The sequence below is a fragment of the Hyphomicrobium sp. NDB2Meth4 genome (assembly GCF_900117445.1).
Classification (GTDB): Bacteria; Pseudomonadota; Alphaproteobacteria; order Rhizobiales; family Hyphomicrobiaceae; genus Hyphomicrobium_A.
This window is the reverse complement of record NZ_FPEJ01000005.1, coordinates 155,007-180,105: the sequence shown is the minus strand read 5'-3', so window position 1 is coordinate 180,105 and position 25,099 is coordinate 155,007. Positions and strand designations below refer to the sequence as shown.

Below are 25,099 nucleotides of genomic sequence, written 5' to 3'. Positions count from 1 at the left end.
TAGAGTTCCGCGCGGGGAGGCTTTGGCCTCCCCGTTTGCATGGGGGGTCAGTTGCGGTCGCGGTCGCGCTTGCGGTCGGGTTCCTTGGTTTGGACGTTTTCGAAGGTGGCGGGGCTGACGGTGCCGGTGTCCCGGTCATGGGCGGTGCCGGCGTCGGGGTCGAAGAACACCTGCCTGCCGAAGACCATCAAGGCTTTGGGCCGCGAAGGATCGGCGGCGGTTGCCAGCTTCTCGCGCTTGGCCATGGCAAGGTCGACGCCTTCGTTGGCATCGCGGGCGCGGGTAAGGTGGTTCTTCAGTTGCGCCAGGGCGCCTTCGGGGATGGGACCGGAGAGGTCGAAGGTGGAGGGGTTCTTCCGCAGCTGGGAAAGGGTGTGGTCGACACCGTATTCCTCGGTGTGACTGATGAGCCGGTCGGAGGCCCCTTCCCGCGCGCCGACGCCCGAAAGTGTTGTGTTGAGGCTAAGCCGCGCGATATTGAAGGTGGCAAGGGCCGCGTTCAATTCCCGTTCGGCGGCCGTGAGTTGTGCGGTGGGGTTCATGTTGGTCCTGAAAGCTGCTGAGTGAAGGATAGCAGTGGGTGGGTCGGGTGGTGAAGTGATTTTTGGTGAGCGTGGGGCGGTTCAAAGGGATGGATGAGGGTGAAAAGAATTACCCGGTGTTCCTGAGCACTGCGGAGGTAGCTGAGATGCTGAAGTATAAGCCGCGGTCTTTGGAGAAGATGCGTCTGGAAGGGCGCGGGCCGCCGTACCTACGGTTTGGTTCGGGGGGCAAGGCTAAGGTGATTTATAAGCTGGAGGATGTTCTCGCTTGGGCGGAGCAGTTCAAGGTTTGAGTGAGGGGGGACGGTTTCCGAAATTTCTGACGAGTGCCGAGGTGGCGGAGATGCTGAGGGCATCTCCGCGCGCGATGGAGGTTTTGCGGCTCAAGGGTGAAGGTCCGCGCTATTTTCGTTTTGGCCGTGGGGGAAAGGCGAAGGTGCTGTATGCGGCCGAGGATGTGGCGGGCTGGCTTGAGGAGAAGACTCGGGAAGAATGATGTTGAGACCCATGCGCTCGGCTATTTCGGCTGAGACGCGGTCGGCCGCTGATTTGAGGACATGATCCACTTGGTGGGCGTATGTGGCGGTGACCGATGTGCGGCTGTGTCCGAGGAGGCCTGCGATGATGTATTCGCTGTAGCCGAGTTCGTTGGCTACGGTCGCGTAGCTATGCCGTAGGGTGTGGCTGGATACGCCTTCGATGTCTGCGGCCTGGCAGAGTCCGGCCATGAATTTGCGCACATTGACCGTGGGGCCGTCTTTGGTGGGGGAAGGAAAGAGCCAATCCGTTTTTCCTGTTTTTAGGGAATTGAGGTAGGCGAGCGCCGTGTCGCCGCAGGGGCGGTATTCGGGTTGCCCGGGTTTGGATGTTTTGGTTTCCCGGAGGCGGAGGCAGTCGGCGCGGACGTCGTTTTCATGGAGGGACAGGAGTTCGGTTTTCCGGCACCCGGTGAGGGCCAGGGCGATGATGGCGCGGGCGTGCATAGGAAAAGAGCCATTGACGGCGGTGTTGGTGATAGCGAGACGGAGTGACTTGTATTCGGCGGGGGTGAGGTGTCGGGTGCGTTTTCCGTCGGGCTTGACCTTGATGTTGGTGCACGGGTTCTGGGTTAGGAGGCGGTGCTGCTGGGCGTAATTGCAGATGGCGCTGAGGAGCTTGACGGTCTTGGCGGCGGCTCCGGCTCCGCCGGTTACGCGTATATGGACACCGGGACGGGTTTCCTCGAGGGCGGTTTTGCCGGTGACGATGCCGTGGTGCATGCGCTGGACATCGGCGAAGGACAGCTCAGGTAGAGGGATGGAACCGATGAGGGGTTTTATGTGCCGTTCGATGCGGCCTTTGTCGGCGGAGAGGGTTGCGTGCTTCTTGGGTGTTCCGTTTCTGGTGAGGAGTATGCCCTGCTCGGCGTGGTCGAAATAGAGGTCGCACATGTCGCGCACGGTGAGCGCGGCTTTATCTTTTTTGACGGTTTCGACGGGATCGAGGCCAGCGGCGACCTTGGCGAGGGCGGCCTTGGCGAGGTCGCGGGCGTCCTTGAGGGTGAGGATGCCGTAGCGGCCTATCGTAAGGCGTTTGGACTGGTTATATTTGTTGCGGTACTGGACGATGAAGGACTTGAGGCCGGAAGACCGTTTGACGCGGATACCAAACCCCGGGGGATCGGAGCTCCAGAGAAAGGTATCTTTGTTGGGATCGGCTTGAAGGGCTTCGATGGTGCGTTGGGTAAAGTTGTCTGCCATGTGCTGCTCCCGGTTTGAGGTTGGGTCATAAGGGGGCATTTGAAACGGGTCAGCAATAGGTCAGCACGCGGCGGGAAACGGAGGTGGTTATGAATGGGGAATAGGGTGGTTATGTCGGGGGGTGTTTTCGGGTAAGCAGAGGAAATATCGAGGTAAAGGGTAGCTAAGGGTATCTAAGGGTGATTTGGGCCTCTGTCCTGTCACGCCGGAGGCCGCGGGTTCAAGTCCCGTCTCTCGCGCCACTAATCCTTCTTTATCCAAATCGGCCTTCAGCCCACCTGCGGCAGCGCGCCCTTCTGGCCGCTGCGCCTGCGCACGGTGCTGTGCGTCCAATGCTGGCGCCGTTTGCTCCACACCTGGAACTGACCCAGAGCGGCATATAGCGGCGGATCATGTGATCCGCTGCCGGCGCGCGCGGGTTGCGCGGGCGAGGCGGGTGCGTTAACACACAAATAGTCGTTATTGCAGCGCAGCGGACTGCGCGGTAGCGGCTGGCCGTATCGCGGCCTCTCAGTCTAAAACGACACGCCAGCCTAACCGATCCCAGGCACGCCCCAGGCAAGCTCGCATGGACCAGCTCTTCTACGATTACCTGCCGATCGCCGTGTTCATCGGCATTGCGCTCTTCATCGCCGTGGCTCTCATGGCGGTGCCATTCATGATCGCCGTCAACAACCCGGACCCCGAAAAGGTGTCCGCGTACGAATGCGGCTTCAACGCATTCGATGATGCGCGCATGAAGTTCGACGTGCGGTTCTACCTCGTCGCCATCCTCTTCATCATCTTCGACCTCGAGGTCGCGTTCCTGTTCCCGTGGGCGGTCGCGTTCGGCGACATCGGCCTTTACGGATTCTGGGCGATGATGATCTTCCTCGGCGTGTTGACCGTCGGCTTCATCTACGAGTGGCGCAAGGGAGCCCTGGAATGGGATTGATCACGCCGACCAAGGCTGAGCTCGACGGCTCGGGCGGCTTTCTGGTGAAGCCGGGCGAGGAGGGCTTCACGCAGATTTCCTCCAAGCTCGCCGACAAGGGCTTCCTCGTCACCACGACGGACGATCTCATCAACTGGGCGCGCACGGGCTCGCTGATGTGGATGACGTTCGGCCTTGCGTGCTGCGCCGTGGAGATGATGCAGGCGTCGATGCCGCGCTATGACCTGGAGCGCTTCGGTTTCGCCCCGCGCGCCTCGCCGCGCCAGTCGGACGTGATGATCGTCGCCGGCACGCTCACCAACAAGATGGCTCCGGCCCTGCGCAAGGTCTACGACCAGATGCCGGAGCCGCGCTACGTGATCTCGATGGGCTCGTGCGCCAACGGTGGCGGCTACTATCACTATTCCTACGCAGTGGTGCGCGGCTGCGATCGCATCGTGCCGGTCGATATCTACGTGCCGGGCTGCCCGCCGACTGCGGAAGCCCTGGTCTATGGCGTGCTGCTGCTGCAGCGTAAGATCCGCCGCACGGGTACGATCGAGCGCTAAAGGCGCGGAGGAGAAGCAATGCAACGCGCAAAGCTCGCCCTTGCCTCTGTCCTGAGCGCGATCGTGTCCATTGCGAGCGCCGGGCTCGCATCGGCCGACGAAATCCCGAACATGGTCGGGACCTGGTCGGGCAAGAACGACACAATCGGTGAAAGGTTTGGGCTGAGGACGCGCGAGCGGACCGTGCACATCACCGAGCAGACAGATCGGCGCTTCCGCGGCTACTTCGATTACGACGGCGGTCACAAGGATATCTTTGGGATCGTCTTTCCCGACAACGTGTCGTTCGCCTGGACCGCGACCACCAGCAAAGCTTCGGTGCAGGGGCGCATCCTCGCTCCAGATCACATCGCGGCCTGCTATATCGAGGGCGGCCCTGAAGCGACGGCCGGATGCTCCGACTTGAAGCGCACGTCAGAGAAGCCGTGAGCGGCGACCTTAGAAAGCGAATGCAGCGATGAGCGAGAAGCTTCAGCAACTGGAAACGCACTGCAAAGGCGCGCTGGGTGCAGCTGTTTTGGGCTCGCACATTGCCCATGGCGAGCTGACGCTCGATATTGCGCGCGACAAGATCGTCGATGTGCTGACGTTGCTGCGGGATGATGCGCAGTGCCAGTTCGAGGTGCTGATCGACATCTGCGGCGTCGACTGGCCGGCGCGGGCCGAGCGGTTCGACGTCGTCTATCATTTGCTGTCGCCGCGCCTCAATCAGCGCATCCGGCTGAAGCTGACGACCGACGAGACGACGCCTGTGCCGTCGACCGTGGGTGTGTTTCCGGCGTCGAACTGGTTCGAGCGCGAGGCCTACGACATGTATGGCATCCTGTTCTCGGGCCATCCGGATCTGCGCCGCCTGCTTACCGACTACGGCTTTCAGGGCCATCCGTTGCGCAAGGACTTTCCGCTCACCGGCTACGTCGAGGTTCGCTACGACGAGGCGCAGAAGCGCGTCGTTTATGAGCCGGTCGAGCTGGTGCAGGAATTCCGCTCGTTCGATTTTGAGTCGCCATGGGAAGGCACCAACTACGTGCTGCCGGGCGACGAGAAGGCGTCCGGCCCTTCGGGCAGGGCCTGAAGCGCTTTCGTGCGGAGGTGAGGCGTGGCACGCTCCGGTCCCGACATTTCAGGCATCGTTCCGGCATCGATCGCCGTCGTATGCGGCGTGCTGAGCTGGGATCTGGTGCGGCTCCTCGGTGAGCGGCGCGAGGCGTGGGACGATCCCAAATACTGGATGATCGGCTACCCGCTGATGCTCGGCACCGCTTTTCTGCTCGGTCTCGGCTTTCCCGAGCATCCCTGGCGCTGGGGGCTGGTGATCGCCGGTGCGCAGGCGGTGTGGGCGGTGCTGCTCAGTCTCGCTGCCGCAGAAGTGAACGCGGGCTTGTGGCCGATGGGACTTTTCACGTTCGCCCTGCTGGCGGTGCCGCTCGTGGTTGCTGCATATGCCGGGCAGTGGGTGCGCCTCAGGCTGCCGGAGTGACGCTGTGGCGTTGAGCGAAGAGCGGCTGGAAACCATTCGGGCAAACGCCGAACTCGTCATTCGGGAGCTCGCTCATGCAAGCGGCAGGACGCTGGGGTTCGATGCCGCCAGTGTCGCCTACGTCGAGGAATTTATCGAGCGCCAGCGCGCCCAGGTGCCCGAAACGGCGCGCGGGCTCGTGGGCGTGATCGGGTGCTATCTGGGTGAAGCCATCATCGAGGCAGTGCCGGGTGCCGACTGGTCGGAGGACGGGAACGGCGCGCTCATCGTACTCTTCGCCAATGGCGATGCGGCCTATCCCTTCCATAAGGTGGAGAAGCAGATCGCCGAGGGGCTCGATGCTGGCGAGTCTATCCTCAGCTTCTACAACGTAAGCAGAAACTACGTGGCAACCGGAAAGCTCGGTGAAGCCGCGGGTGAGGAGGCGCCGTGAAGGACACGCTGAAGGTTGGCGACAAGGGGCAGTTCTCGTTCCGTATTCCGGCCGAGAAGACGGTGCCGCACCTTTATCCGGAGGCGCCGGAATTCCGCGAGATGCCGACCGTGTTCGCGACCGGCTTCATGGTGGGGCTGATGGAGTGGGCGTGCCTCAAGGTGCTGGCGCCGCATCTCGATGAGGGCGAGGGGAGCCTGGGCGTGCACATCGACGTGTCACACTCGGCGGCGACGGTGCCGGGGCAGACTGTCACAGTGGACGCGGAATGCACGGGAATCACCGGGCGGCGCGTGGCGTTCCACGTCAGGGCGCACGACGGGATCGACATGATCGGCGAGGGGCGGCACGAGCGCATGATCGTGCCGTGGGCGCGTTTCGTCGCGCGGGTGAACGAGAAAGCCAAGCTGGCGCGGGTCTCAGCGATTGAGCCGATAGCGCGGCGGGAGTAGGAGGTAGCGGATAGGGGCCGAGATCGCGTTCAACCATGCTAATCTACAACTCACATCGGCAGACGCCTCATATCTTCCCCCTCCCCCTTGCGGGGGCACGGTCAAGCTTGGCCTAGGGCATCCTCCTTGATTGCCTTGCGGATTTCGCTTGGGCCCAACACTGCGAGGCGCTTTTCTTGCCTCGGATCCGTGAGTACGAGATCTTGCGCGTTGAAGCCGAACAGCGCAGCCCGCTTGCTCGTCTGCATGAGCCACAGCCATTGACCCGATCTGTGAAGGACCGCTGCGTAAACATCTTGCAACTCCTCGTCCTGATCGAGCTTGGCGCATAGCAGCTCGGCGAACCTGACAATGGGCATCTGCTTGGCCGCAGCTATTGCGCCGGCGATTTCGCTTGCTGGAATGCGAGCGACCTCCTTGCGCGTCATTGACGCGAAAGCAGCAAGGCTAGTTCTGTTTCCGTTGGCCATAGAGCGTTCCGTCTCCGCCATGACCTCGTTCGTAAGCTGCCGACCGTCGGCGAGATGTTTGGAGCACAGCAGGGCGACGTCGTCGAAGATGAAGACCTCGAATGGGCCGGTCCTCGTCTGGATCGTCCACGCAGTGGTGTTGCGGCCATCTGGAGCTATGGCCGATGGATCGCCCCCACCGAACGCTAGCACCGGCAGGCAGTTGGCCTTCACGCTGAGTAGTCGGGCGGCAACGCGCAACGGATCGGCCATGATTTGGGCCATCGACTGGCGCCGGCGCGCGGCAAGCCGGGCCGTGCGCTGGGGATTGGCATTGCAGATGGCCCCAATCTCAGTAGGGTAGACCTCGTCGGGCACCACCTTGAGTTCCGGCAAGGTCCGCAACCACGCAGCATTTGCCGGAAGCAACGTCTTGTAGGCGTCCTGGGCGAAATAGCGCTTGTCGAGCGCGGCCTCGGCCGGATCGGGGGGCCCAAAACCGAAAGCGGCACCGATTGCCCTCCCGCGCTCGGGGTCGCCATCCATCAATGCGCGCAGATCCCGGAAGATGCCGACGAAAGGCTTTGCGCCCATGGCGTCGAGTCCGACCGAGATGTCTTCGACAACCAGCGGCTGCCAGCGGCTGTTGCCGACGAACTGGCCGTGCCCGCCATTCGAAACCTGGGCCAGATAGTAGTCGACGTGATAGCTGCGCATCGCATTGATCGGGATTTCGCTGCGCAGATAGGCGCCGCGCTGGAGCATGGCGTTCACGAAGTCGACAGTCTGCTGAACGATTTTGGAGGGATCCGGACTTTCGTAGGCCGAGCGGCTGGCGATGATCTTCCGCACCGACGGTGGTTCGTCCCGCTTGCCAAAAAACGACCAAGCCATCTTTCTCCCCCCGGGTTCGCTCAATAGCCCCGTCCCATCTACCTGAGATTGCGCGCGGCCGCATCTGTATGCCCAAGCCAAGCAAGTTGCCGCGCGGTTGCGCTTTCAGTTGCGGGGGGCTGTCCTTAGAGCTATTCGGACGGTTAGCGGGCGCCTTAGGAAGTGAAACGCATGGCCGAGACAGACATCCGTCAGTTCAACATCAACTTCGGCCCGCAGCATCCGGCGGCGCACGGCGTGCTGCGCCTGGTGCTGGAATTGGACGGCGAGGTGGTTGAGCGGGTCGATCCGCATATCGGGCTGTTGCACCGGGGCACCGAGAAGCTGATCGAGCACAAGACGTATCTGCAGGCCATCGGCTACTTCGACCGCCTCGACTACGTGGCGCCGATGAACCAGGAGCACGCTTTCTGCATGGCGGCAGAGAAGCTCCTGGGCCTGGAAGTGCCGAAGCGCGCCCAGCTGATCCGCGTGCTCTATTCGGAAATCGGGCGGCTTCTGTCGCATCTCCTCAACGTCACCACGCAGGCCATGGACGTCGGCGCGCTGACCCCACCGCTGTGGGGCTTTGAAGAGCGCGAAAAGCTGATGGTGTTCTACGAGCGGGCCTCGGGAAGCCGGATGCACGCGAAGTATTTCCGCGTCGGTGGCGTGCACCAGGACCTGCCGCCGGAGCTGATCGATGACATCGCCGAGTTCTGTGAGACGCACCCCAAGGTGCTCGACGACATCGAGACGCTGCTGACGGGCAACCGCATCTTCAAGCAGCGCAACGTCGACATCGGCGTCGTTAGCCTCAAAGAGTGTTTCGACTGGGGCTTCTCGGGTGTGATGGTGCGCGGTTCGGGCGCGGCCTGGGATTTGCGCAAGGCGCAGCCGTACGAGTGCTACTCAGAACTCGATTTCGATATCCCGATCGGCAAGAACGGCGACTGCTACGACCGCTATCTCGTGCGCATGGCCGAGATGCGCCAGTCGGTGAAGATCATGCAGCAGTGCTGTGACAAGCTGCGCTCGCCGGAGGGACAAGGACCGGTGACGGCCGCCGACAAGAAGGTGGTGCCGCCGCGCCGTGGTGACATGAAGCGCTCGATGGAAGCGCTGATCCATCACTTCAAGCTCTACACCGAGGGCTTCCACGTGCCCGCAGGCGAGGTCTACGCCGCGGTCGAGGCGCCGAAGGGCGAATTCGGCGTCTACCTCGTCGCCGATGGGTCGAACAAGCCGTACCGCTGCAAGATCCGCGCGCCCGGCTTCCCGCACCTGCAGGCTATGGACTACATGAACCGCGGCCACATGCTGGCGGACGTGTCGGCCATCCTCGGCTCGCTGGACATCGTTTTCGGCGAGATTGACCGGTAGGCCATGATCGACCTCATGTTCTTTCTGGCGATTGGCGCGATTGGGTGGGGCCTGTCGCTCGCGCTCTATCGTCCGATTGCGGAGAGAGCAGGCTGGCCGCTGGGCGAGGCGCAGGAGCGTCTGCCGACGCTGACGCTTCTGATCGCAGTTTCTTCTATTGCCGCTGGCGTTGCGCTCGCGCTCGTGCGCGGGCCGATGGACGGTGGCGCGGTAATCCTGATCTTCGGTGTCGGACTTGCGATTTTCTGGAGCGGCTTCCTGCGCGTCGCTTCGCAAACATCGCTGTTCTTCGCGCCTGTGGCGGCTCTGCTGCTCGCTGGCGCGTGGGCGGGTGCGCTACCGGGTGTCAGCTGAGTTGACGTCAATCAAGGTGCGCGGCCGCGCACGCTTGCGTTACGTTTGCGTTAGACGTAGTGAACGGGTGATTGTGCGCTGCGACAATATCGGCGAGAGTAATCGCCGAGCAGAACCGATCCGGGCCTCCTCCGCGGGCGCCCGCTGAAAGATCCCGAGAGGTTCCCGCCTTGGCAGTCCGCCGCTTATATCCAGAGCAGCCGCTGAGTTTCGCGTTCACGCCGGAAAACCAGGCCTGGGCGCAGCGTGAGATCGCCAAATATCCCGCCGGAAAAGAGGCGTCCGCGGTGATTGCTCTGTTGTGGCGCGCCCAGGAGCAGGAAGGCTGGACGACCGAGCCCGCCATCCGCGCCATCGCCGATATGCTGGGCATGGCCTATATCCGCGCCCTCGAGATCGCGACTTTCTATACGATGTTCCAGCTTGCTCCGGTGGGAAAGAAGGCCCACCTGCAAGTTTGCGGTACGACGCCGTGCATGCTGCGCGGATCGGATGCGATCATCGAGATGTGCAAGGAGCACATCGCCGAACATCCGCACGAGTTGTCGAAGGACGGTGATTTCTCGTGGGAAGAGGTCGAATGCCTCGGCTGCTGCGCCAATGCGCCGGTCGTGCAGATCGGCAAGGACACCTACGAGGATCTCGATCCTGAGCTGTTCGCCAAGATCCTGCAGGATCTGGAGAAGGGCCGCCCGCTGAAGCCCGGCTCGCAGACGGGCCGGCAGACGTCGTGCCCCGCGGGAGGTCCGACGACGCTGCTGGCCGATCCGACGCTGAAAGCGGAAAAGGTCTGAGGAGAGGACTGCGATGCTGCAGGACAAAGACCGGATCTTCCGTAACCTCTACGGCTTCCACGACTGGCGGCTGCCGGCGGCGCGGGCGCGCGGCGCGTGGGATGGCACCAAGGGCTTCATCGAGAACGGCCACGACTGGATCATCAACGAGGTGAAGACCTCGGGGTTGCGCGGACGCGGCGGTGCCGGCTTCCCGACCGGCCTCAAGTGGTCGTTCATGCCGAAGAACGATGCGCGGCCGTCTTATCTCGTCATCAACGGCGATGAGTCCGAGCCCGGCTCGTGCAAAGACCGCGAGATCATGCGGCACGATCCGCACCTGCTGATCGAGGGCGCGCTGCTCGCCTCGTTCGCGATGCGCGCGCACACGTGCTTCATCTATATCCGCGGCGAGTTCATCCGCGAGCGCGAGCGGCTGCAGGCGGCGGTCGACGAGGCCTACGACGCGAAGCTGATCGGCAAGGACAACGTCCACGGCTGGGATTTTGACATCGTCATCCATCACGGCGCGGGTGCCTACATCTGCGGCGAAGAGACGGCGCTGATCGAGTCGATTGAAGGCAAGAAGGGCATGCCGCGGCTGAAGCCGCCGTTCCCGGCCAACGTCGGCCTCTATGGCGCGCCGACCACGGTGAACAACGTCGAGAGCATCGCGGTTGTGGGCGACATCCTGCGCCGGGGCGGCGCATGGTTCGCCTCGCTCGGCAAGCCCAACAACACCGGCACCAAGCTGTTCCAGATCTCCGGCCACGTGAACAATCCGTGCGTGGTCGAGGAGGAGATGGGCATCCCGCTGCGCGAGTTGATCGACAAGCATTGCGGCGGCGTGCGCGGCGGCTGGGACAACCTGCTGTGCGCGATCCCCGGCGGCTCCTCGATGCCGATGATCCCGGCCGAGCAGTGCAACGACCTGACGATGGATTTCGATGCGCTGGTGAAGCTGAAGTCGGGCCTCGGCACGGCGGCGGTGATCGTCATGGACAAGTCCACCGACATCATCAAAGCGATCACGCGCATCGCCTACTTCTACAAGCACGAGAGCTGCGGCCAGTGCACGCCATGCCGCGAGGGCACGGGCTGGATGTTCCGCGTGCTGGATCGGATGCAGCGCGGGGAAGCGGAGCTGCGCGAGATCGATCTTCTCTACAACGTGACGAAGCAGGTCGAGGGGCACACGATCTGTGCGCTGGGTGATGCCGCGGCGTGGCCGGTACAGGGCCTGTTGCGCAACTACCGGCACGTGATCGAAGAGCGGATCGAAGCACGCAAGGCCCTCGCGAGAGAGGCGGCGGAATAGGTCGCATGAAAATCCACCGCGAGAAACATCGGTTGGACGTAAGTGTCAGCGATCTATCGGGCTCGCATTTCGACGATGTGAACCTGTCGGGTTCGACCTATGAGAACGTGAACATGTCGGGTGGCACGTTTCACGACATCAACATGTCGGGCTGGCGCGTGCGTAACGTGAATCTTGCTGGATTACGGGTTGAGGATGCCAACCTTGCGGGCGCTTCCCTTTCCGGATGCCAGATGCAGGGAATGACAATAGACGGCATCGAGATCGGTGATCTTTTGAAGGTGTGGGCGGTGCACGCTAAATCGGAAGATGCTGCCGTTACCGCGCCGAAAGCCAAATGAAGGTTTGCACGTGGATCTGTTGGCGCTGATCATTGCATCGTTCACGCTCCCGGCTGTCGTCGGGGCGCTGGTGCTCGGTACGATCGGCTATCTCATTCTCGGCTGGATCGGCGCGGTGATCGGTGCGCTGCTCGGCTACGGCGGCGGCGTGTGGATCGCGCAGCGCTGGGCCGGGGTTCCGCTGTCGCCATACGCCAAGGGCTGGGTGTCGCTCGGCCTGTTCATCGGGGGGCTCGCCGTGCTCGCCATCGCAACGCGATGACGGGCTGACCGGGTAGGATTACATGACGACGAAGCCAATCATCATCGACGGCAAGCAAATCGAGGTCGAGCCCGGGACGACGATCCTGCAGGCTTGCGAGATGGCGGGCGTCGAGATCCCGCGCTTCTGCTACCACGAGCGCCTGTCGATCGCCGGCAACTGCCGCATGTGTCTGGTCGAAGTGGAGGGGATTCCGAAGCCGATCGCCTCGTGCGCGATGGGCGTGACGGATCTGCCGCCGAACAAGGACGGCGCGCCGCGCAAGGTGCTCACCGCCAGCCCGATGGTGAAGGCGGCGCGCGAAGGCGTGATGGAATTCCTGCTGATCAACCATCCGCTGGATTGTCCGATCTGCGATCAGGGCGGCGAGTGCGACCTGCAAGACCAGGCGATGGCCTATGGCGTCGGCGGCTCGCGCTATGACGAGAACAAGCGCGCGGTTGAAGAGAAGTACATCGGCCCGCTGATCAAGACGTTCATGAACCGCTGCATCCACTGCACGCGCTGCATCCGCTTCATGACAGAGGTTGCGGGCGTGGAAGAGCTCGGCGCGATCAGCCGCGGCGAGGACATGGAGATCACCACGTATCTCGATCGCGGCATCCTGTCGGAGATGAGCGCGAACGTGAACGACCTGTGCCCGGTCGGCGCGCTGACGCATCGGCCGTGGTCTTACATCGCGCGGCCTTGGGAGCTGGATAAGACCGAGTCGATCGACGTGATGGACGCGCTGGGTTCGGCGATCCGCGTCGATTCACGCGGCAAGGCGGTGCTGCGCGTGCTTCCGCGCAACAACGACGACGTGAACGAGGAGTGGATCTCCGACAAGACGCGCTTTGCGTGCGATGGCCTTCGCATGCAGCGGCTCGACCAGCCATATGTGCGCGAAGCCGGCAGGCTGCGTCCGGCGAACTGGGACGAGGCCCTGGCACTGGCGGCGCAGAAGCTGAAAGAGGCTTCTCCTGAGCGCATCGGCTTCCTCGCTGGCGATCTTGCGAGCGTCGAAGAGATGTTCGCGTTCAAGGATCTGGCGAGCCGCCTCAAAGTCGCGAACATCGATTGCCGCCAGGACGGCGCCAAGCTCGATCCGGCACTGGGCCGCGCAAGCTATCTCTTCAATTCGACGATCGCGGGGATCGACGAGGCGGATGCGATCCTGCTGATTGGGACCAATCCGCGGCTCGAGGCGGCCGTGCTCAATGCTCGCATCCTGAAGCGCTGGCGCCAAGGCGGGCTCAAGGTCGGCGTGATCGGCGAAGCGGCACCGCTGACCTACAAGTATGACTACCTCGGCGCGGGCGGCCAGACGCTGCAGGAAGTGGCGGACGGCAAGCACTCGTTCGCCGAAGTTCTGAAGGACGCCAAGCGGCCGCTGATCATCGTTGGGGCGGGTGCTGTTGCGCGCGCGGACGGGGCGGCGATCCTCGGCATGGCATCGCGCATTGCGCTGGGTGCCATCGAGGGCAAGGACGTCGGCGGCTGGAACCCGATGAACGTGCTGCACACTGCAGCTTCGCGTGTCGGAGGACTCGACCTTCAGCTGGTGCCGGGTAAGGGCGGGCTCGACACGGCCGGGCAGATTGCAGCCGCGGCTGTCGGCAAGCTCGATGTTCTCTATCTGCTCGGCGTCGACGAGATCGACGTGCCGCCCGGTGCCTTCGTGATTTATCAGGGCCACCACGGCGACCGCGGCGCGCATCGCGCCGACGTGATCCTGCCGGGGGCGGCCTACACCGAGAAGAGCGGCAGCTACGTCAACACCGAAGGCCGCGTGCAGCTCACCGAACGGGTTGTGTTCGCGCCGGGGCAGGCGAAGGAAGACTGGGCGATCCTGAGGGCGCTGTCGGCGCAGGTGGGCAACGCGCTCCCCTATGACACGCTCGCGCAGCTGCGGTCGGAAATGTACAAGGACGTGCCGCACTTTGCCCGTCTGAACGAGATTGCGGCCGGCTCGCTCGACGGCGTCAAGGCGTTGGCGAAAGCGACGGGAAGCATCTCTGCCGAGCCGTTCGTCTCGTCGGTCAAAGACTTCTACCTCACCAATCCGATTGCGCGTTCCTCGGCCGTGATGGCGGAGATGAGCGCGCTGAAGAAGAACATGCAGGACTCGCCCCGCCTCAAGGCGGCGGAGTAGGGAGCGACATTCAAGATGACCGAGAGCTCCTGGCAAGTTTGGTGGGACTACGGCCTCTGGCTGGCGATGATGATCGGCTGGAGCCTGCTGACGCTTGTCGGCCTGCTGCTGATCGTGGCCTATCTCCTGCTGATGGACCGCAAGGTGTGGGCGGCGGTGCAGATGCGGCGCGGACCCAACGTCGTCGGCGCTTTTGGCCTTTTGCAGTCGTTCGCCGATCTTCTGAAGTTCTGCTTCAAGGAACCGGTGATTCCGGGTGGCGCCAACAAAGGCGTGTTCCTGCTGGCGCCGATTGCCACGGCAACCTTTGCGCTCGCTTCCTGGGCGGTGATCCCGGTGAACGAGGATTCGCTCGGCAAGTGGGTGATCTCCGACCTCAATGTCGGCATTCTCTACTTGTTGGCGCTGTCGTCGCTGGCGGTCTACGGCATCATCATGGGCGGCTGGGCTTCGAACTCGAAGTACCCGTTCATGGGCTCGCTGCGTTCGGCGGCGCAGATGGTGTCGTACGAGGTGTCGATCGGCTTCGTGATCATCACCGTGATCTTGTGCGTTGGCTCGCTGAACCTCACCGACATCGTCAACGCGCAGAAGACCGGCATCGGCACGCACGCGGGACTGCCCGCATCGGCGCTCGACTGGTACTGGCTGGCGCTGCTGCCGATGTTCGTCATCTTCTTCGTGTCCGCTCTGGCCGAAACCAACCGTCCGCCGTTCGATCTTGTCGAAGCGGAATCGGAGCTGGTCGCCGGCTTCATGGTGGAATACGGCTCGACGCCGTATCTGCTGTTCATGCTCGGCGAATACGTGTCGATCGTGACGATGTGCGCGCTGGCGAGCATTCTGTTCCTCGGTGGCTGGCTGCCGCCGGTGGATGTAGTGCCGCTGAACATGGTTCCAGGCATCATCTGGTTCCTGCTCAAGTGCGTGTTCGTGTTTTTCCTGTTCGCGATGGCGAAGGCGATCGTGCCTCGCTACCGCTATGACCAGCTGATGCGCCTCGGCTGGAAGGTGTTTCTGCCGTTGTCGCTGGTGATGGTTGTGATCGTGGCGGCGGTCCTGCAGTACACGCGCGTGGCCTGAGGCGGGAAGGAATTCGAGACGTGGCAAGCAACGTCGCACAATCGGTCAAGTCGCTCTTCCTGTGGGAGTTCGTGCAGGCGTTCGGCCTCGCGATGAAGTACTTCTTCTCGAAGAAGAAGACGCTCGACTACCCGTATGAGCGCGGCCCCCTGTCGCCGCGGTTCCGGGGTGAGCACGCGCTGCGGCGCTATCCCAACGGCGAAGAGCGCTGCATCGCCTGCAAGCTGTGCGAGGCGATCTGCCCGGCGCAGGCGATCACCATCGAGGCGGGCCCGCGCCGCAACGACGGCACGCGCCGTACCACCCGTTATGACATCGACATGGTGAAGTGCATCTACTGCGGCCTGTGCCAGGAGGCCTGCCCGGTCGACGCCATCGTTGAAGGACCGAACTTCGAATTCGCCACCGAGACCCGCGAGGAGCTCTACTACAACAAGGAAAAGCTGCTCGATAACGGCGACCGGTGGGAGCGCGAGATCGCACGCAATCTGGCTGCGGACGCGCCGTATCGCTGATTTGCCCGGTGACGGGCAGGTTGTTTTGCCCGGGGACGGGCAGGGAACGCGCTAAGGGATGCAAGGTCTCTCGGCGCTTGGTTTGGACTGACGCATAGGGTACTCACCCTATCGCGGTTGGATGTGCCGCCGGTTTGCCGGACCGAGCCTTAGCGGGTGCGGTTTGTCGGGCGGGCGGCTGGCACAAGGCTGTGGATCGCAGGCAATGGCGCTGACGGCAGGCTTTTTCTATCTCTTCGCGGCACTTGCCGTCGCCTCGGCGGCCATGGTGATCATGGCCAAGAACCCCGTGCACGCGGTGCTGTTCCTCATTCTCACCTTCTTCAACGCGGCCGGGCTGTTCGTGCTGCTGGGCGCCGAGTTCCTGGCGATGCTGCTGGTCATCGTCTACGTGGGAGCGGTGGCGGTGCTGTTCCTGTTCGTCGTCATGATGCTGGACGTCGACTTCGCGGAGCTGAGGGCGGGGTTCGTGAAGAATGCGCCGGTGGGGCTGATCGTCGGCGGCGTGGTTCTGTTCGAGCTGATCGCGCTGTTCGTCTCGCGCGGGTTCGGTGTCGGGCTGGCGCAGAATCCGGGTGCGCCCGTGGCGCAGATGGGCCGGGAAGCCTCGAACACGCAGGCGCTGGGGCTCGTCCTCTATACGAAGTACGTGTTCTTCTTCGAAGTTGCCGGGCTGGTGCTGCTGGTTGCCATGGTCGGCGCCATCGTGCTGACGCTGCAACACAAGGCCAATGTCCGGCGTCAGTCGATCGCCAAGCAGGTCGCGCGCACGCCGGCAACCGGCGTCGAGGTGGTCAAGGTGCCTTCGGGCGGCTCGGTCATTCCAGCTGCCGAGGGGAGAAGCTGATGCAGGGAGCGGGGGCAGCGGCATGACCATCGGTCTTAGTCATTACCTGACAGTGGCGGCGTGCCTTTTCACGCTGGGCATGTTGGGCATCTTCCTCAATCGCAAGAACGTCATCGTCATCTTGATGTCGATCGAGCTGATGCTGCTGGCGGTGAATATCAACCTGGTGGCGTTCTCGTACTATCTCGGCGATCTCGTCGGACAGGTGTTCGCCCTGTTCAACTTGACGGTCGCCGCGGCGGAGGCTGCCATCGGCCTTGCCATCGTCGTCGTCTACTTCCGTAACCGCGGCTCAATCGCGGTGGAAGACATCAACATGATGAAGGGCTGAGGGGCATGATCTACTCGGCCATCGTCTTCCTGCCGGCCATCGGCTGCCTCATCGCGGGCCTGTTCGGCCGCGTGATCGGTGCGCGCGGCTCGGAGCTCGTGACGACGAGCCTGCTGATCGTCTCGTGCGTGCTGTCGTGGATCGTGTTCTGGCGCGTCGGCTTCGAGCATGAGACGGCGCGGGTCGTGATCGAGCGCTGGATCACCTCGGGCGAACTGGACATCAGCTGGGCGTTCCGCATCGACACACTGACGGCGGTGATGTTCGTCGTGGTGACGACGGTGTCGGCGCTCGTGCACATCTACTCGATCGGATACATGCACGAAGACCCGGCGCGGCCGTGGTTCTTCGCCTACCTGTCGGGCTTCACGTTCGCCATGCTCATGCTGGTGACGGCCGACAACCTGGCGCAGATGTTCTTCGGCTGGGAGGGCGTGGGCCTCTTTTCGTATTTGCTGATCGGCTTCTGGTACACCAAGCCCGAGGCGAATGCGGCGGCCATCAAGGCATTCGTCGTCAACCGCGTGGGTGACTTCGGCTTTGCGCTCGGCATCTTCGGCCTGTTCGCGGTGTTCCGGACGATCAATCTCGATCAGGTGTTCGATGGGGCCGGTGGGGTCGCGGGCCAGACGTTCGAATTCCTCGGCTATCAGGTGGATATTCTGACGACGCTGTGCCTATTGCTGTTCATGGGTGCGATGGGCAAGTCGGCGCAGTTCCTGCTGCACACGTGGTTGCCGGATGCCATGGAAGGCCCGACCCCGGTGTCGGCCTTGATCCACGCGGCGACGATGGTGACCGCGGGCGTGTTCATGGTGGCGCGCTTGTCGCCGATCTTCGAGCACGCGCCGGTGGCGCTGGACTTCGTGATCCTGATCGGCTCGATCACCGCGTTCTTTGCGGCAACGATCGGCCTCGTCCAGAACGACATCAAGCGCGTGATCGCCTATTCGACGTGCTCGCAACTCGGCTACATGTTCGTCGCCTGCGGCGTCGGCGCGTATCAGGCGGGCGTGTTCCACCTCTTCACGCACGCGTTCTTCAAGGCGCTGCTGTTCCTTGGCGCCGGCTCGGTGATCCACGCGATGCACCACGAGCAGGACATGCGGAAGATGGGCGGTCTGATGCCCAAACTGCAGTTCACCTGGGCGATGATGCTGATCGGCACGCTTGCGCTGACGGGCTTTGGTATCCCGCATCTGGCCGGGTTCTCGGGCTTTTATTCTAAAGACGCGATCATCGAGGCTTCGTTCGCCGCGCATACGGCCGGCAACTATGCGTTCTGGGCGCTGGTGATCGCGGCGCTGCTGACGTCGATCTACTCGTGGCGGCTGATGTTCATGACGTTCCACGGCAAGACGCGCGCCGACCATCACACGTTCGATCATGCGCACGAGAGCCCGCCGATCATGCTGTTCCCGCTGTCGGTGCTGGCGTTCGGCGCGGTCGTCGCGGGCGCGGCCATGCCGTTCTTCATCGGCGAGGGGCAGCACGAGTTCTGGGGCAAGGCGATCTTCAACGGCGAGCACAATCACATCCTGCACGCCATGCACGAGATCCCGGCTTGGGCCGTGTGGTCGCCGACCGTGGCGATGGCGGCTGGCTTCGTGATCGCCTACATCGGCTACATCTGGGCGCCGTCGATCCCGGGTGCGCTGGCGAACACATTCCGTCCGCTGTACCTGTTCCTCTTGAACAAGTGGTACTTCGACGAGCTCTACAACGCGATCTTCGTCAAGCCGACGTTCTGGCTCGGCAACTTCCTCTGGAAGGTTGGTGACATCAAAATCATCAACGGGCTGATCGACGGGACGGCGGCTGGTGTCTACGCCGTGACGCAGCGCGCGGTGCGTATCCAGACCGGCTACGTCTATCACTATGCCTTCGTCATGCTGATCGGCGTGGCGCTGCTCGTCACCTACTTCATGTTCATGGGTGGACCGCACTGATGGATCTCGCTTCCGCCCCCATCCTTTCGATCGTGATGTTCATGCCGCTGGTCGGCGCGCTGCTGATCGGCGTGCTGAACGCGGAGGCGAAGGGCAATGCGCGCTGGATCGCGCTTTACACCACGGTCATCACCTTCCTGATCTCGATCGTCATCTGGGTGAAGTTCGACCCGACGACCGCCGGCTTCCAGTTCGTCGAGGAGCGGGCGCTGCTCGATGTGATGAAGTTCAAGCTGGGTGTCGACGGCATCTCTATGCTGTTCGTCATACTGACCACCTTCCTGATGCCGCTCGTGATCCTGCAGAGCTGGAAGGTGATCGACCATCGCGTCAAAGAGTACATGATCGCGTTCCTGGTGCTGGAAACGCTGATGATTGGCGTGTTCTGCGCGCTGGATCTGGTGCTGTTCTACGTGTTCTTCGAGGGCGGCCTCATCCCGATGTTCCTGATCATCGGCATCTGGGGCGGCGCGAACCGCATCTACGCAACGTTCAAGTTCTTCCTCTATACGCTGCTCGGCTCGGTGCTGATGCTGCTGGGCGTGCTGGCGATGTACTGGCATGCCGGCACTACCGACATCACCACGCTGCTGACGTACAAGTTCCCGTACGACATGCAGTGGTGGCTGTGGCTGGCGTTCTTCGCCTCGTTCGCGGTGAAGCTGCCGATGTGGCCGGTGCACACGTGGTTGCCCGATGCGCACGTCGAAGCGCCGACGGGCGGCTCGGTGATCCTGGCGGCGGTGCTGCTGAAGATGGGCGGCTATGGTTTCCTGCGCTTCTCGGTGCCGATGTTCCCGCTGGCGAGCGACTACTTTGCGCCGATGATGTTCGCGCTATCGGTGATCGCCATCATCTATACGTCTCTGGTGGCGCTGGCGCAGACCGACATCAAGAAGCTGATCGCCTATTCGTCAGTGGCGCACATGGGCTTCGTGACGCTCGGCATCTTCACTTTCTCTACGCAGGGCACCGAAGGCGCGATCTTCCAGATGCTGTCGCACGGCATCATCTCGGCCGGCCTGTTTTTGTGCGTCGGTGTCATCTACGACCGCATGCACACGCGCGAGATCGCGGCGTATGGCGGCCTCGTGGAGCGGATGCCGATCTACGCGGTGTTCTTCATGGTGCTGACCATGGGCAACGTCGGCCTGCCGGGCACGTCGGGCTTCATCGGCGAGTTCCTGACGCTGATGGCGGCGTTCAAGGTGAACACCTGGGTCGCATTCCTCGCCACGAGCGGTATCATCCTGTCGGCGGCCTATGCACTCTATCTCTATCGCCGGGTAATCTACGGCGCGCTGGTGAAGCCTGCGCTGAAGACCATCCAGGATCTGTCGCCGCGTGAGATTGGCATTCTGGCGCCGCTGGTGGCCCTCACCATCTTATTCGGCTTCTATCCCGCGCCGATCCTCGATGTGACGGCGGTCTCGGTGAAGAAGCTGGTGTCCTCGTACGAGGCCGCTGTCGGTACGCCGGCGGCGAAGATCCAGCCGGCCGTCATCCCCGCACAACCGGCGCCGCAGCCGGCACAGCATTAGAGGACAGCTCGATGCAAGCGTTTGTTGGTTACGCACCGATGCTGCCGGAGATCGTGATTGCGATCGGTGCCATGGCGATCCTGATGCTGGGCGTGTTCCGCAAGGACGTGACGCCGGGTGAGGACTTCGGCTCGGGCTGGCTGACGGTGATGGTGCTTATCATCGGCGGCGCGCTGATCCTCAACGGAGACGGGGCGCGCGAGGCGCTGTTTGACGGCGCGTTCATCAGCGATGCGTTCAGCCGGTTTTCGAAGCTTTTGATCCTGGGCGCGGCTGCGCTCGTGCTGGTGATGTCGCTCGATACGCTTTCGCGTGAGAAGCTTCTGTCGCCGGAGATCTGCGTTCTGATGCTGCTCGCCGTCGTCGGCATGATGCTGATGGTTTCGGCCGGCAACCTGATCGCGCTGTTCCTGGGGCTCGAGCTGCAGAGCCTCGCGCTGTACGTGATCGCTGCCATCGACCGCAGCAAGGTTCGCTCGTCGGAAGCGGGCCTCAAGTACTTCGTGCTGGGCTCGCTGTCGTCGGGCATGCTGCTGTACGGCGCCTCGCTGATCTACGGCTTCACCGGATCGATCGACTTCTCGGTGATCGCGACGGTGGCCCAAGGGCAGCCGGCGACGCAGAACATCGGCCTGATCGTCGGGCTCGTGTTCCTGATGGTCGGCCTTGCGTTCAAGATCAGCGCCGTGCCGTTCCACATGTGGACGCCGGACGTCTATGAAGGCGCGCCGACGCCGGTGACTGCGTTCTTCGCGGCGGCGCCGAAGCTCGCGGCGTTCTCGCTGCTGGTGCGGACGCTGCTGATGGGCTTCCCCGGCATCGCGACGCAATGGCAGCAAATCATCGTGTTCCTTTCCATCGCATCGATGGTGCTGGGCGCGTTCGCAGCCATCGGGCAAAAGAACATCAAGCGGCTGATGGCCTATTCGTCGATCGGCCATGTCGGCTATGCGCTGATCGGTCTGGCCACCAATAGCGAAGCCGGCACCCAGGCGCTGCTGGTCTACCTCGCAATCTATATCGTGATGACGATCGGCGCCTTCGCCTGCATCCTGTCGATGCGCACGGCGGATGGTCCGGTGGAGGATATCGACTCGCTTTCCGGGCTCGCCAACAAGAACCTCGGCATGGCGTTCGTGCTGGCGATGATCTTCTTCTCGATGGCGGGCATTCCGCCGCTCGCGGGCTTCTTCGCCAAGCTGTACGTGTTCGGCGCGGCGATGAAGTCGGGGCTCTATACGCTGGCGATCATCGGCGTGCTGTCGAGCGTGGTCGGCGCCTACTACTATCTGCGCGTCGTGAAGGTGATGTTCTTCGATGAATCGAAGGTGACCTTCCTGCCGGTCGTGCGTTCAACGGGCGTGGTGATGACGCTGGCTGGCGCCTTCGTGCTGCTGTTCGTGGTGATTCCGTCGCCGCTGGTCGACGCTGCGCTCGAGGCCGCGCGCTCGCTGCATGTTGCAACTGCCGCTGCCGCCCGATGACGCTTTCACCGGCTGGTTTGCCGGAGGGCTGTTCTCTGATCGACCTCGACGAGGTCGACTCGACCAATGCCGAAGCCATGCGCTGCGTGCTCGCCGGCAACTATGGTCCGCTGTGGGTGATGGCGGCGCGCCAGAGTGCGGGGCGCGGCCGGTCGGGGCGGCAGTGGACGTCGAAGCCGGGCAACCTCTACGCCAGCTACGCCAGTGCGCTTTCGTGCGCGCCGGCGAAGGCGGGTGAGCTTTCGCTGGTTGCGGGCGTCGCGGCCATCGACGCGATCCGGCTGGCGGGTGGGGTGCCGGGGCTGCGGTTGAAGTGGCCCAACGATATTCTAATTGATAGGGCGAAGGTCGGCGGGATCCTGGTCGAATCGAGCTCGCCGATGCCGCAGGCGGGCATCGTGGCGGTGGTCGGGGTCGGGCTCAATCTCGCCTCCGCGCCTGACGACTTGGGGCGGGCCGCGACATTTCTTGCCGCGCACGGATTAAACCTTTCACCACGCGATGCATTATGCTTCCTGGCCCAGACCATGCAGGACTGGATCACCATCTGGCACGGTGGCGAGGGATTTGAGCGCGTGCGCCGGGCTTGGCTGGCGCGGGCCGGCGAGATCGGCGAGGCGCTGACTATCAATACTTTGCAGGGTGCCGTTTCCGGATCGTTTGCCGGAATTGACGAGCACGGCGCCCTTCTCATTCGCGACGGAGAAGGGCTGGTGCGCACTTTTTCCTTCGGTGATGTCACTCTCACAAAGAAAGACAGCGAAGCATGAGTGAGCCGAAGCGGCGTGAAGGCCGCGACGCATACGGCGACGAATTTGTTTTTGTGGCGCTCGGCGGTCTCGGTGAGATCGGCATGAACGCCTACCTGTACGGTTTCGGGCCGCCCGATCAGCGGCGCTGGCTGATGGTGGATTGCGGCATCACGTTCCCGGAAGGCGAGTTCGATCCGGGCATCGACGTTATCCTGCCGGACGTGCGCTTCATCGAGGAAAACCGCGGCGACCTCACCGGCATCGTCATCACGCACGCGCATGAGGACCACATCGGCGCGGTGATCGAGCTATGGCCGCGCCTTAAGGCGCCGGTCTATGCGACGCCGTTCACCGCGGGCATGTTGCGGGCGAAATTGGCCGAGCATGGCAATGGCCTCGAGATTCCGATCCACGTGGTCGACCTCGATTCCCAGTTCAACGTGGGGCCGTTTAGCGTCGAGATGTTCTCGCTGACGCATTCGATCCCGGAGATGAGTGCGCTCGCTATTCGCACGCCGCTCGGCACTGTGTTCCACACCGGTGACTGGAAGCTCGACGCGACGCCGACGATTGGCGTGCCGGCGGATGCTGCGCGCCTTGCCAAGCTCGGCGAAGAGGGCGTGCTCGCCCTGATGATCGATTCCACGAATGCATTCCGCGAAGGCATCTCGCCATCGGAGAAGGACGTTGCCCAGTCGCTGGCGGAGATCATCGCCAAGGCGAAGAAGCGCGTGGCGGTGACGACGTTCTCCTCGAATGTGGCGCGCGTCAAAGCCATTGCCGAGGCGGCGCAGGCATGCGGCCGACAGCTGGTCGTGGCTGGGCGGGCGCTGCATCGCGTGATCGAGGTGGCAAAGGATACCGGCTACCTGCCGATGGGTTTGCGCTATCTCGACCAGGACCAGTTCAGCTACATCGACCGATCGGACGTCGTGCTGCTGTGCACCGGCAGCCAGGGCGAGCAGCGCGCGGCGCTGGCGCGCATCGCCGAGGAAGAGCACAACGAAATCTCGCTCGATAAGGGCGACCTGATCATCTTTTCCTCGCGCACGATCCCGGGCAACGAGAAAGCCGTGGGGCGCATTCAGAACAACCTGGCGCGTGCGGGCTGCGAGATCATGACCGACAACGAGGCGCTCGTGCACGTCTCCGGCCATCCGCGGCGCGATGAGTTGCGGCAGATGTATCGCTGGATGAAGCCGAAGATCTGCGTGCCGATGCACGGTGAGGCGCGGCACCTCAAAGCGCAGACGGAACTGGCGCGTGAAATGGGCGTGCCGACCGTCATCCCGACGGCAGATGGCGAGATCGTGCGTTTGGCGCCCAAACCGGGGATCATCGACGATGCTCCCGTGGGCCGGCTGTTCCGCGACGGGCGACTGCTAATCCCTGAGGGCGACGGTCCGGTGCGCGAGCGCCGCAAGCTGTCAATCGTGGGCGTGGTGGTGGTCAGCCTGGCTGTTTCGCGTAAGGGGGCGTTGCTGGGCGAGCCGCTGGCGGTGATCGACGGCGTGCCGCAGGAGACCGCGGACGGCGAGGAGATGCTGGACGTGGTGCTCGATGCGGTCGACGGCACCTTGCGCTCGATCCCGCAGAACAACCGCAAAAACCCCGATGCGCTGGCTGAATCGGTGCGACGGGCGGTGCGGGCCGCGGTCAACGAGGTTTGGGGCAAGAAGCCCATTTGCAAGGTGCTCGTGAACGTGGTCGATACTAAGGGTTGAACCCACTCGGCCGATGCGGCGCCCGGTTATCCAGTCCAGGTGCGCCCCGGCCCCGATAGAAGGAAATGCCATGATCGGACGTCTCAATCACGTTGCCATCGCGGTTAAGGACCTTGCCGCTGCCACCGCCGTTTACCGCGACACGCTGGGCGCGGAAGTAACCGAGGCGACGCCGCAGCCCGAGCACGGCGTAACGGTCGTCTTCATTACGCTGCCGAACACCAAGATCGAGCTGCTGGAGCCGCTGGGCGAGGGCTCGCCGATCGCCAAGTTCCTCGACAAGAGCCCCGAGGGCGGCATTCATCACGTCTGCTACGAGGTCGACGACATCATCGCCGCGCGCGATAAGCTGAAAGCTCAGGGCGCACGCGTGCTGGGTGATGGCAACCCGAAGATCGGGGCGCACGGAAAGCCGGTGCTGTTCCTGCACCCCAAGGATTTCCTCGGCACGCTGGTCGAGCTGGAGCAGGCTTGAGCGCGCAGCGATAAGCGCGCCAAGACAGGAGGACGGCCCATGGACGGAGTGATGGCCGCTGCCATCTACATCTTCATCTGGTGGATCACGCTATTTGCCGTGCTGCCCTTCGGCGTGCGTACGCAGGACGAGGCGGGGGAAGTCGTGCCGGGAACGCCGGGCAGCGCGCCGGCCAAGCAGCGGATGCTACGCATCTTCCTGATCAACACGGTGGTGGCGTCGATCGTGTTTGCCGCGGTCTACTTGATCATTGCCTATCGATTGATCACGCCAGAGAACCTTCCCTGGTGATCTCGATCTCGTAAGCGGCTCGCGTAAAGCGCGGCGCAAAAATGCGAAGAGCAAGGTCCATCGAACCTTGCTCCTCGCATCTTCATCGCTTT

General features: G+C 63.1%; 29 protein-coding genes and 1 pseudogene. 27 read left to right on the top strand and 3 right to left on the bottom strand.

Annotated elements, in window-relative coordinates; genetic code table 11:
- Nucleotides 1-47: 47 nt before the first annotated feature.
- The gene (locus tag NDB2M4_RS09735) at nucleotides 48-542 is read right to left on the bottom strand and encodes a hypothetical protein (protein WP_072373951.1); all 495 of its coding nucleotides are present in this window, start codon (nucleotides 540-542) and stop codon (nucleotides 48-50) included.
- 89 nt (nucleotides 543-631) lie between these two features.
- Between NDB2M4_RS09735 and NDB2M4_RS09730 the strand changes: the two genes are divergently transcribed.
- Nucleotides 632-835 (top strand): helix-turn-helix transcriptional regulator, encoded by a 204-nt coding sequence (locus NDB2M4_RS09730; protein ID WP_072374971.1) that lies wholly within the window; start codon nucleotides 632-634, stop codon nucleotides 833-835.
- Between the two features lie 50 nt (nucleotides 836-885).
- A pseudogene (locus NDB2M4_RS20635) lies at nucleotides 886-963 on the top strand (DNA-binding protein); the annotation flags it as partial.
- Here NDB2M4_RS20635 and NDB2M4_RS09720 read toward each other — a convergent pair.
- Nucleotides 926-2,281, bottom strand: coding sequence for a tyrosine-type recombinase/integrase (locus NDB2M4_RS09720; RefSeq protein WP_072373947.1), 1,356 nt, complete (start codon nucleotides 2,279-2,281; stop codon nucleotides 926-928). The pseudogene NDB2M4_RS20635 and the gene NDB2M4_RS09720 sit on opposite strands and share 38 nt — an antisense overlap.
- A gap of 568 nt (nucleotides 2,282-2,849) precedes the next feature.
- Here NDB2M4_RS09720 and NDB2M4_RS09715 point away from each other — a divergent pair.
- Genes NDB2M4_RS09715 through NDB2M4_RS09685 form a run of 7 tightly spaced genes read left to right on the top strand, consistent with a single transcriptional unit; the run spans nucleotide 2,850 to nucleotide 6,128 of the window.
- On the top strand, nucleotides 2,850-3,215 hold the full coding sequence (locus tag NDB2M4_RS09715; RefSeq protein ID WP_072373945.1) for an NADH-quinone oxidoreductase subunit A: 366 nt from the start codon (nucleotides 2,850-2,852) through the stop codon (nucleotides 3,213-3,215).
- The gene (locus tag NDB2M4_RS09710; protein WP_072373943.1) at nucleotides 3,206-3,763 is read left to right on the top strand and encodes a NuoB/complex I 20 kDa subunit family protein; all 558 of its coding nucleotides are present in this window, start codon (nucleotides 3,206-3,208) and stop codon (nucleotides 3,761-3,763) included. Before NDB2M4_RS09715 ends, NDB2M4_RS09710 begins: the two co-directional genes overlap by 10 nt.
- A gap of 18 nt (nucleotides 3,764-3,781) precedes the next feature.
- The gene (locus NDB2M4_RS09705; RefSeq protein WP_072373941.1) at nucleotides 3,782-4,192 is read left to right on the top strand and encodes a hypothetical protein; all 411 of its coding nucleotides are present in this window, start codon (nucleotides 3,782-3,784) and stop codon (nucleotides 4,190-4,192) included.
- A 28-nt stretch (nucleotides 4,193-4,220) separates the two neighbouring features.
- Nucleotides 4,221-4,838 (top strand): NADH-quinone oxidoreductase subunit C, encoded by a 618-nt coding sequence (locus NDB2M4_RS09700; RefSeq protein WP_072373938.1) that lies wholly within the window; start codon nucleotides 4,221-4,223, stop codon nucleotides 4,836-4,838.
- Nucleotides 4,839-4,862: 24 nt separating this feature from the next.
- The gene (locus NDB2M4_RS09695; RefSeq protein ID WP_072373935.1) at nucleotides 4,863-5,243 is read left to right on the top strand and encodes a hypothetical protein; all 381 of its coding nucleotides are present in this window, start codon (nucleotides 4,863-4,865) and stop codon (nucleotides 5,241-5,243) included.
- Between the two features lie 4 nt (nucleotides 5,244-5,247).
- Nucleotides 5,248-5,676 (top strand): DUF6278 family protein, encoded by a 429-nt coding sequence (locus NDB2M4_RS09690; protein WP_139247180.1) that lies wholly within the window; start codon nucleotides 5,248-5,250, stop codon nucleotides 5,674-5,676.
- Complete coding sequence (locus NDB2M4_RS09685) at nucleotides 5,673-6,128, top strand: thioesterase family protein (RefSeq protein WP_072373930.1); 456 nt, start codon at nucleotides 5,673-5,675, stop codon at nucleotides 6,126-6,128. The genes NDB2M4_RS09690 and NDB2M4_RS09685 overlap by 4 nt, the downstream gene beginning before the upstream one ends.
- Nucleotides 6,129-6,229: 101 nt before the next feature.
- Here NDB2M4_RS09685 and NDB2M4_RS09680 read toward each other — a convergent pair whose 3' ends face one another.
- Nucleotides 6,230-7,471, bottom strand: a complete 1,242-nt coding sequence (locus NDB2M4_RS09680) for a DMP19 family protein (protein WP_072373927.1) — start codon at nucleotides 7,469-7,471, stop codon at nucleotides 6,230-6,232.
- Nucleotides 7,472-7,642: 171 nt separating this feature from the next.
- On the opposite strand from NDB2M4_RS09680, the gene NDB2M4_RS09675 reads away from it, so the two are divergent.
- The 18 genes from NDB2M4_RS09675 to NDB2M4_RS09590 all read left to right on the top strand — a co-directional run bounded on the left by NDB2M4_RS09675 (nucleotide 7,643) and on the right by NDB2M4_RS09590 (nucleotide 25,007).
- Nucleotides 7,643-8,833: an NADH-quinone oxidoreductase subunit D gene (locus tag NDB2M4_RS09675; protein WP_072373924.1), complete on the top strand. Its 1,191-nt coding sequence runs from the start codon at nucleotides 7,643-7,645 to the stop codon at nucleotides 8,831-8,833.
- Between the two features lie 3 nt (nucleotides 8,834-8,836).
- A complete protein-coding gene (locus NDB2M4_RS09670; RefSeq protein WP_072373921.1) occupies nucleotides 8,837-9,187 on the top strand; it encodes a hypothetical protein in 351 nt (116 codons plus the stop codon).
- Between the two features lie 170 nt (nucleotides 9,188-9,357).
- A complete protein-coding gene (gene nuoE, locus NDB2M4_RS09665; protein WP_072373918.1) occupies nucleotides 9,358-9,981 on the top strand; it encodes an NADH-quinone oxidoreductase subunit NuoE in 624 nt (207 codons plus the stop codon).
- Between the two features lie 13 nt (nucleotides 9,982-9,994).
- Nucleotides 9,995-11,278 (top strand): NADH-quinone oxidoreductase subunit NuoF, encoded by a 1,284-nt coding sequence (nuoF, locus tag NDB2M4_RS09660; protein WP_072373915.1) that lies wholly within the window; start codon nucleotides 9,995-9,997, stop codon nucleotides 11,276-11,278.
- Nucleotides 11,279-11,283: 5 nt separating this feature from the next.
- A complete protein-coding gene (locus tag NDB2M4_RS09655) occupies nucleotides 11,284-11,619 on the top strand; it encodes a pentapeptide repeat-containing protein (RefSeq protein ID WP_072373912.1) in 336 nt (111 codons plus the stop codon).
- A 10-nt stretch (nucleotides 11,620-11,629) separates the two neighbouring features.
- Complete coding sequence (locus NDB2M4_RS09650; RefSeq protein WP_139247179.1) at nucleotides 11,630-11,881, top strand: hypothetical protein; 252 nt, start codon at nucleotides 11,630-11,632, stop codon at nucleotides 11,879-11,881.
- 22 nt (nucleotides 11,882-11,903) lie between these two features.
- On the top strand, nucleotides 11,904-14,015 hold the full coding sequence (nuoG, locus tag NDB2M4_RS09645; protein WP_072373906.1) for an NADH-quinone oxidoreductase subunit NuoG: 2,112 nt from the start codon (nucleotides 11,904-11,906) through the stop codon (nucleotides 14,013-14,015).
- 15 nt (nucleotides 14,016-14,030) lie between these two features.
- Nucleotides 14,031-15,098: an NADH-quinone oxidoreductase subunit NuoH gene (gene nuoH, locus NDB2M4_RS09640; RefSeq protein ID WP_072373903.1), complete on the top strand. Its 1,068-nt coding sequence runs from the start codon at nucleotides 14,031-14,033 to the stop codon at nucleotides 15,096-15,098.
- A 20-nt stretch (nucleotides 15,099-15,118) separates the two neighbouring features.
- Nucleotides 15,119-15,613 carry an NADH-quinone oxidoreductase subunit NuoI gene (gene nuoI / locus NDB2M4_RS09635; protein WP_072373901.1) on the top strand — a complete coding sequence of 165 codons (495 nt, stop codon included), beginning with the start codon at nucleotides 15,119-15,121 and terminating at the stop codon, nucleotides 15,611-15,613.
- Between the two features lie 205 nt (nucleotides 15,614-15,818).
- Nucleotides 15,819-16,460 carry an NADH-quinone oxidoreductase subunit J gene (locus tag NDB2M4_RS09630; RefSeq protein ID WP_072373898.1) on the top strand — a complete coding sequence of 214 codons (642 nt, stop codon included), beginning with the start codon at nucleotides 15,819-15,821 and terminating at the stop codon, nucleotides 16,458-16,460.
- A gap of 22 nt (nucleotides 16,461-16,482) precedes the next feature.
- Complete coding sequence (gene nuoK, locus NDB2M4_RS09625) at nucleotides 16,483-16,791, top strand: NADH-quinone oxidoreductase subunit NuoK (protein ID WP_072373895.1); 309 nt, start codon at nucleotides 16,483-16,485, stop codon at nucleotides 16,789-16,791.
- Nucleotides 16,792-16,796: 5 nt separating this feature from the next.
- Nucleotides 16,797-18,740, top strand: coding sequence for an NADH-quinone oxidoreductase subunit L (gene nuoL, locus NDB2M4_RS09620; RefSeq protein WP_072373891.1), 1,944 nt, complete (start codon nucleotides 16,797-16,799; stop codon nucleotides 18,738-18,740).
- A complete protein-coding gene (locus NDB2M4_RS09615; protein WP_072373888.1) occupies nucleotides 18,740-20,281 on the top strand; it encodes an NADH-quinone oxidoreductase subunit M in 1,542 nt (513 codons plus the stop codon). The genes nuoL and NDB2M4_RS09615 overlap by 1 nt, the downstream gene beginning before the upstream one ends.
- An 11-nt stretch (nucleotides 20,282-20,292) precedes the next feature.
- Nucleotides 20,293-21,765 carry an NADH-quinone oxidoreductase subunit NuoN gene (gene nuoN / locus NDB2M4_RS09610; RefSeq protein WP_072373885.1) on the top strand — a complete coding sequence of 491 codons (1,473 nt, stop codon included), beginning with the start codon at nucleotides 20,293-20,295 and terminating at the stop codon, nucleotides 21,763-21,765.
- The gene (locus NDB2M4_RS09605; protein WP_072373882.1) at nucleotides 21,762-22,535 is read left to right on the top strand and encodes a biotin--[acetyl-CoA-carboxylase] ligase; all 774 of its coding nucleotides are present in this window, start codon (nucleotides 21,762-21,764) and stop codon (nucleotides 22,533-22,535) included. Before nuoN ends, NDB2M4_RS09605 begins: the two co-directional genes overlap by 4 nt.
- Nucleotides 22,532-24,241 (top strand): ribonuclease J, encoded by a 1,710-nt coding sequence (locus tag NDB2M4_RS09600; protein ID WP_072373879.1) that lies wholly within the window; start codon nucleotides 22,532-22,534, stop codon nucleotides 24,239-24,241. Before NDB2M4_RS09605 ends, NDB2M4_RS09600 begins: the two co-directional genes overlap by 4 nt.
- A 70-nt stretch (nucleotides 24,242-24,311) precedes the next feature.
- A complete protein-coding gene (mce, locus tag NDB2M4_RS09595) occupies nucleotides 24,312-24,716 on the top strand; it encodes a methylmalonyl-CoA epimerase (RefSeq protein WP_072373876.1) in 405 nt (134 codons plus the stop codon).
- Between the two features lie 39 nt (nucleotides 24,717-24,755).
- On the top strand, nucleotides 24,756-25,007 hold the full coding sequence (locus NDB2M4_RS09590; protein WP_072373873.1) for a DUF1467 family protein: 252 nt from the start codon (nucleotides 24,756-24,758) through the stop codon (nucleotides 25,005-25,007).
- Nucleotides 25,008-25,099 lie beyond the last annotated feature (92 nt).

Excerpts from the sequence above, each read along its gene's own strand:
- nuoH (WP_072373903.1), top strand. The coding sequence starts at position 14,031 with ATGACCGAGAGCTCCTGGCAAGTTTGGTGGGACTACGGCCTCTGGCTG.
- NDB2M4_RS09710 (WP_072373943.1), top strand. The coding sequence starts at position 3,206 with ATGGGATTGATCACGCCGACCAAGGCTGAGCTCGACGGCTCGGGCGGC.
- NDB2M4_RS09630 (WP_072373898.1), top strand. The coding sequence starts at position 15,819 with ATGGCGCTGACGGCAGGCTTTTTCTATCTCTTCGCGGCACTTGCCGTC.
- NDB2M4_RS09655 (WP_072373912.1), top strand. The coding sequence starts at position 11,284 with ATGAAAATCCACCGCGAGAAACATCGGTTGGACGTAAGTGTCAGCGAT.
- nuoN (WP_072373885.1), top strand. The coding sequence starts at position 20,293 with ATGCAAGCGTTTGTTGGTTACGCACCGATGCTGCCGGAGATCGTGATT.
- nuoK (WP_072373895.1), top strand. The coding sequence starts at position 16,483 with ATGACCATCGGTCTTAGTCATTACCTGACAGTGGCGGCGTGCCTTTTC.
- NDB2M4_RS09705 (WP_072373941.1), top strand. The coding sequence starts at position 3,782 with ATGCAACGCGCAAAGCTCGCCCTTGCCTCTGTCCTGAGCGCGATCGTG.
- NDB2M4_RS09590 (WP_072373873.1), top strand. The coding sequence starts at position 24,756 with ATGGACGGAGTGATGGCCGCTGCCATCTACATCTTCATCTGGTGGATC.
- NDB2M4_RS09735 (WP_072373951.1), bottom strand. The coding sequence starts at position 542 with ATGAACCCCACCGCACAACTCACGGCCGCCGAACGGGAATTGAACGCG.
- NDB2M4_RS09730 (WP_072374971.1), top strand. The coding sequence starts at position 632 with ATGGATGAGGGTGAAAAGAATTACCCGGTGTTCCTGAGCACTGCGGAG.
- nuoF (WP_072373915.1), top strand. The coding sequence starts at position 9,995 with ATGCTGCAGGACAAAGACCGGATCTTCCGTAACCTCTACGGCTTCCAC.
- nuoL (WP_072373891.1), top strand. The coding sequence starts at position 16,797 with ATGATCTACTCGGCCATCGTCTTCCTGCCGGCCATCGGCTGCCTCATC.
- NDB2M4_RS09615 (WP_072373888.1), top strand. The coding sequence starts at position 18,740 with ATGGATCTCGCTTCCGCCCCCATCCTTTCGATCGTGATGTTCATGCCG.
- NDB2M4_RS09675 (WP_072373924.1), top strand. The coding sequence starts at position 7,643 with ATGGCCGAGACAGACATCCGTCAGTTCAACATCAACTTCGGCCCGCAG.
- NDB2M4_RS09720 (WP_072373947.1), bottom strand. The coding sequence starts at position 2,281 with ATGGCAGACAACTTTACCCAACGCACCATCGAAGCCCTTCAAGCCGAT.
- NDB2M4_RS09605 (WP_072373882.1), top strand. The coding sequence starts at position 21,762 with ATGACGCTTTCACCGGCTGGTTTGCCGGAGGGCTGTTCTCTGATCGAC.
- NDB2M4_RS09700 (WP_072373938.1), top strand. The coding sequence starts at position 4,221 with ATGAGCGAGAAGCTTCAGCAACTGGAAACGCACTGCAAAGGCGCGCTG.
- NDB2M4_RS09670 (WP_072373921.1), top strand. The coding sequence starts at position 8,837 with ATGATCGACCTCATGTTCTTTCTGGCGATTGGCGCGATTGGGTGGGGC.
- NDB2M4_RS09600 (WP_072373879.1), top strand. The coding sequence starts at position 22,532 with ATGAGTGAGCCGAAGCGGCGTGAAGGCCGCGACGCATACGGCGACGAA.
- NDB2M4_RS09715 (WP_072373945.1), top strand. The coding sequence starts at position 2,850 with ATGGACCAGCTCTTCTACGATTACCTGCCGATCGCCGTGTTCATCGGC.
- nuoG (WP_072373906.1), top strand. The coding sequence starts at position 11,904 with ATGACGACGAAGCCAATCATCATCGACGGCAAGCAAATCGAGGTCGAG.
- mce (WP_072373876.1), top strand. The coding sequence starts at position 24,312 with ATGATCGGACGTCTCAATCACGTTGCCATCGCGGTTAAGGACCTTGCC.
- NDB2M4_RS09680 (WP_072373927.1), bottom strand. The coding sequence starts at position 7,471 with ATGGCTTGGTCGTTTTTTGGCAAGCGGGACGAACCACCGTCGGTGCGG.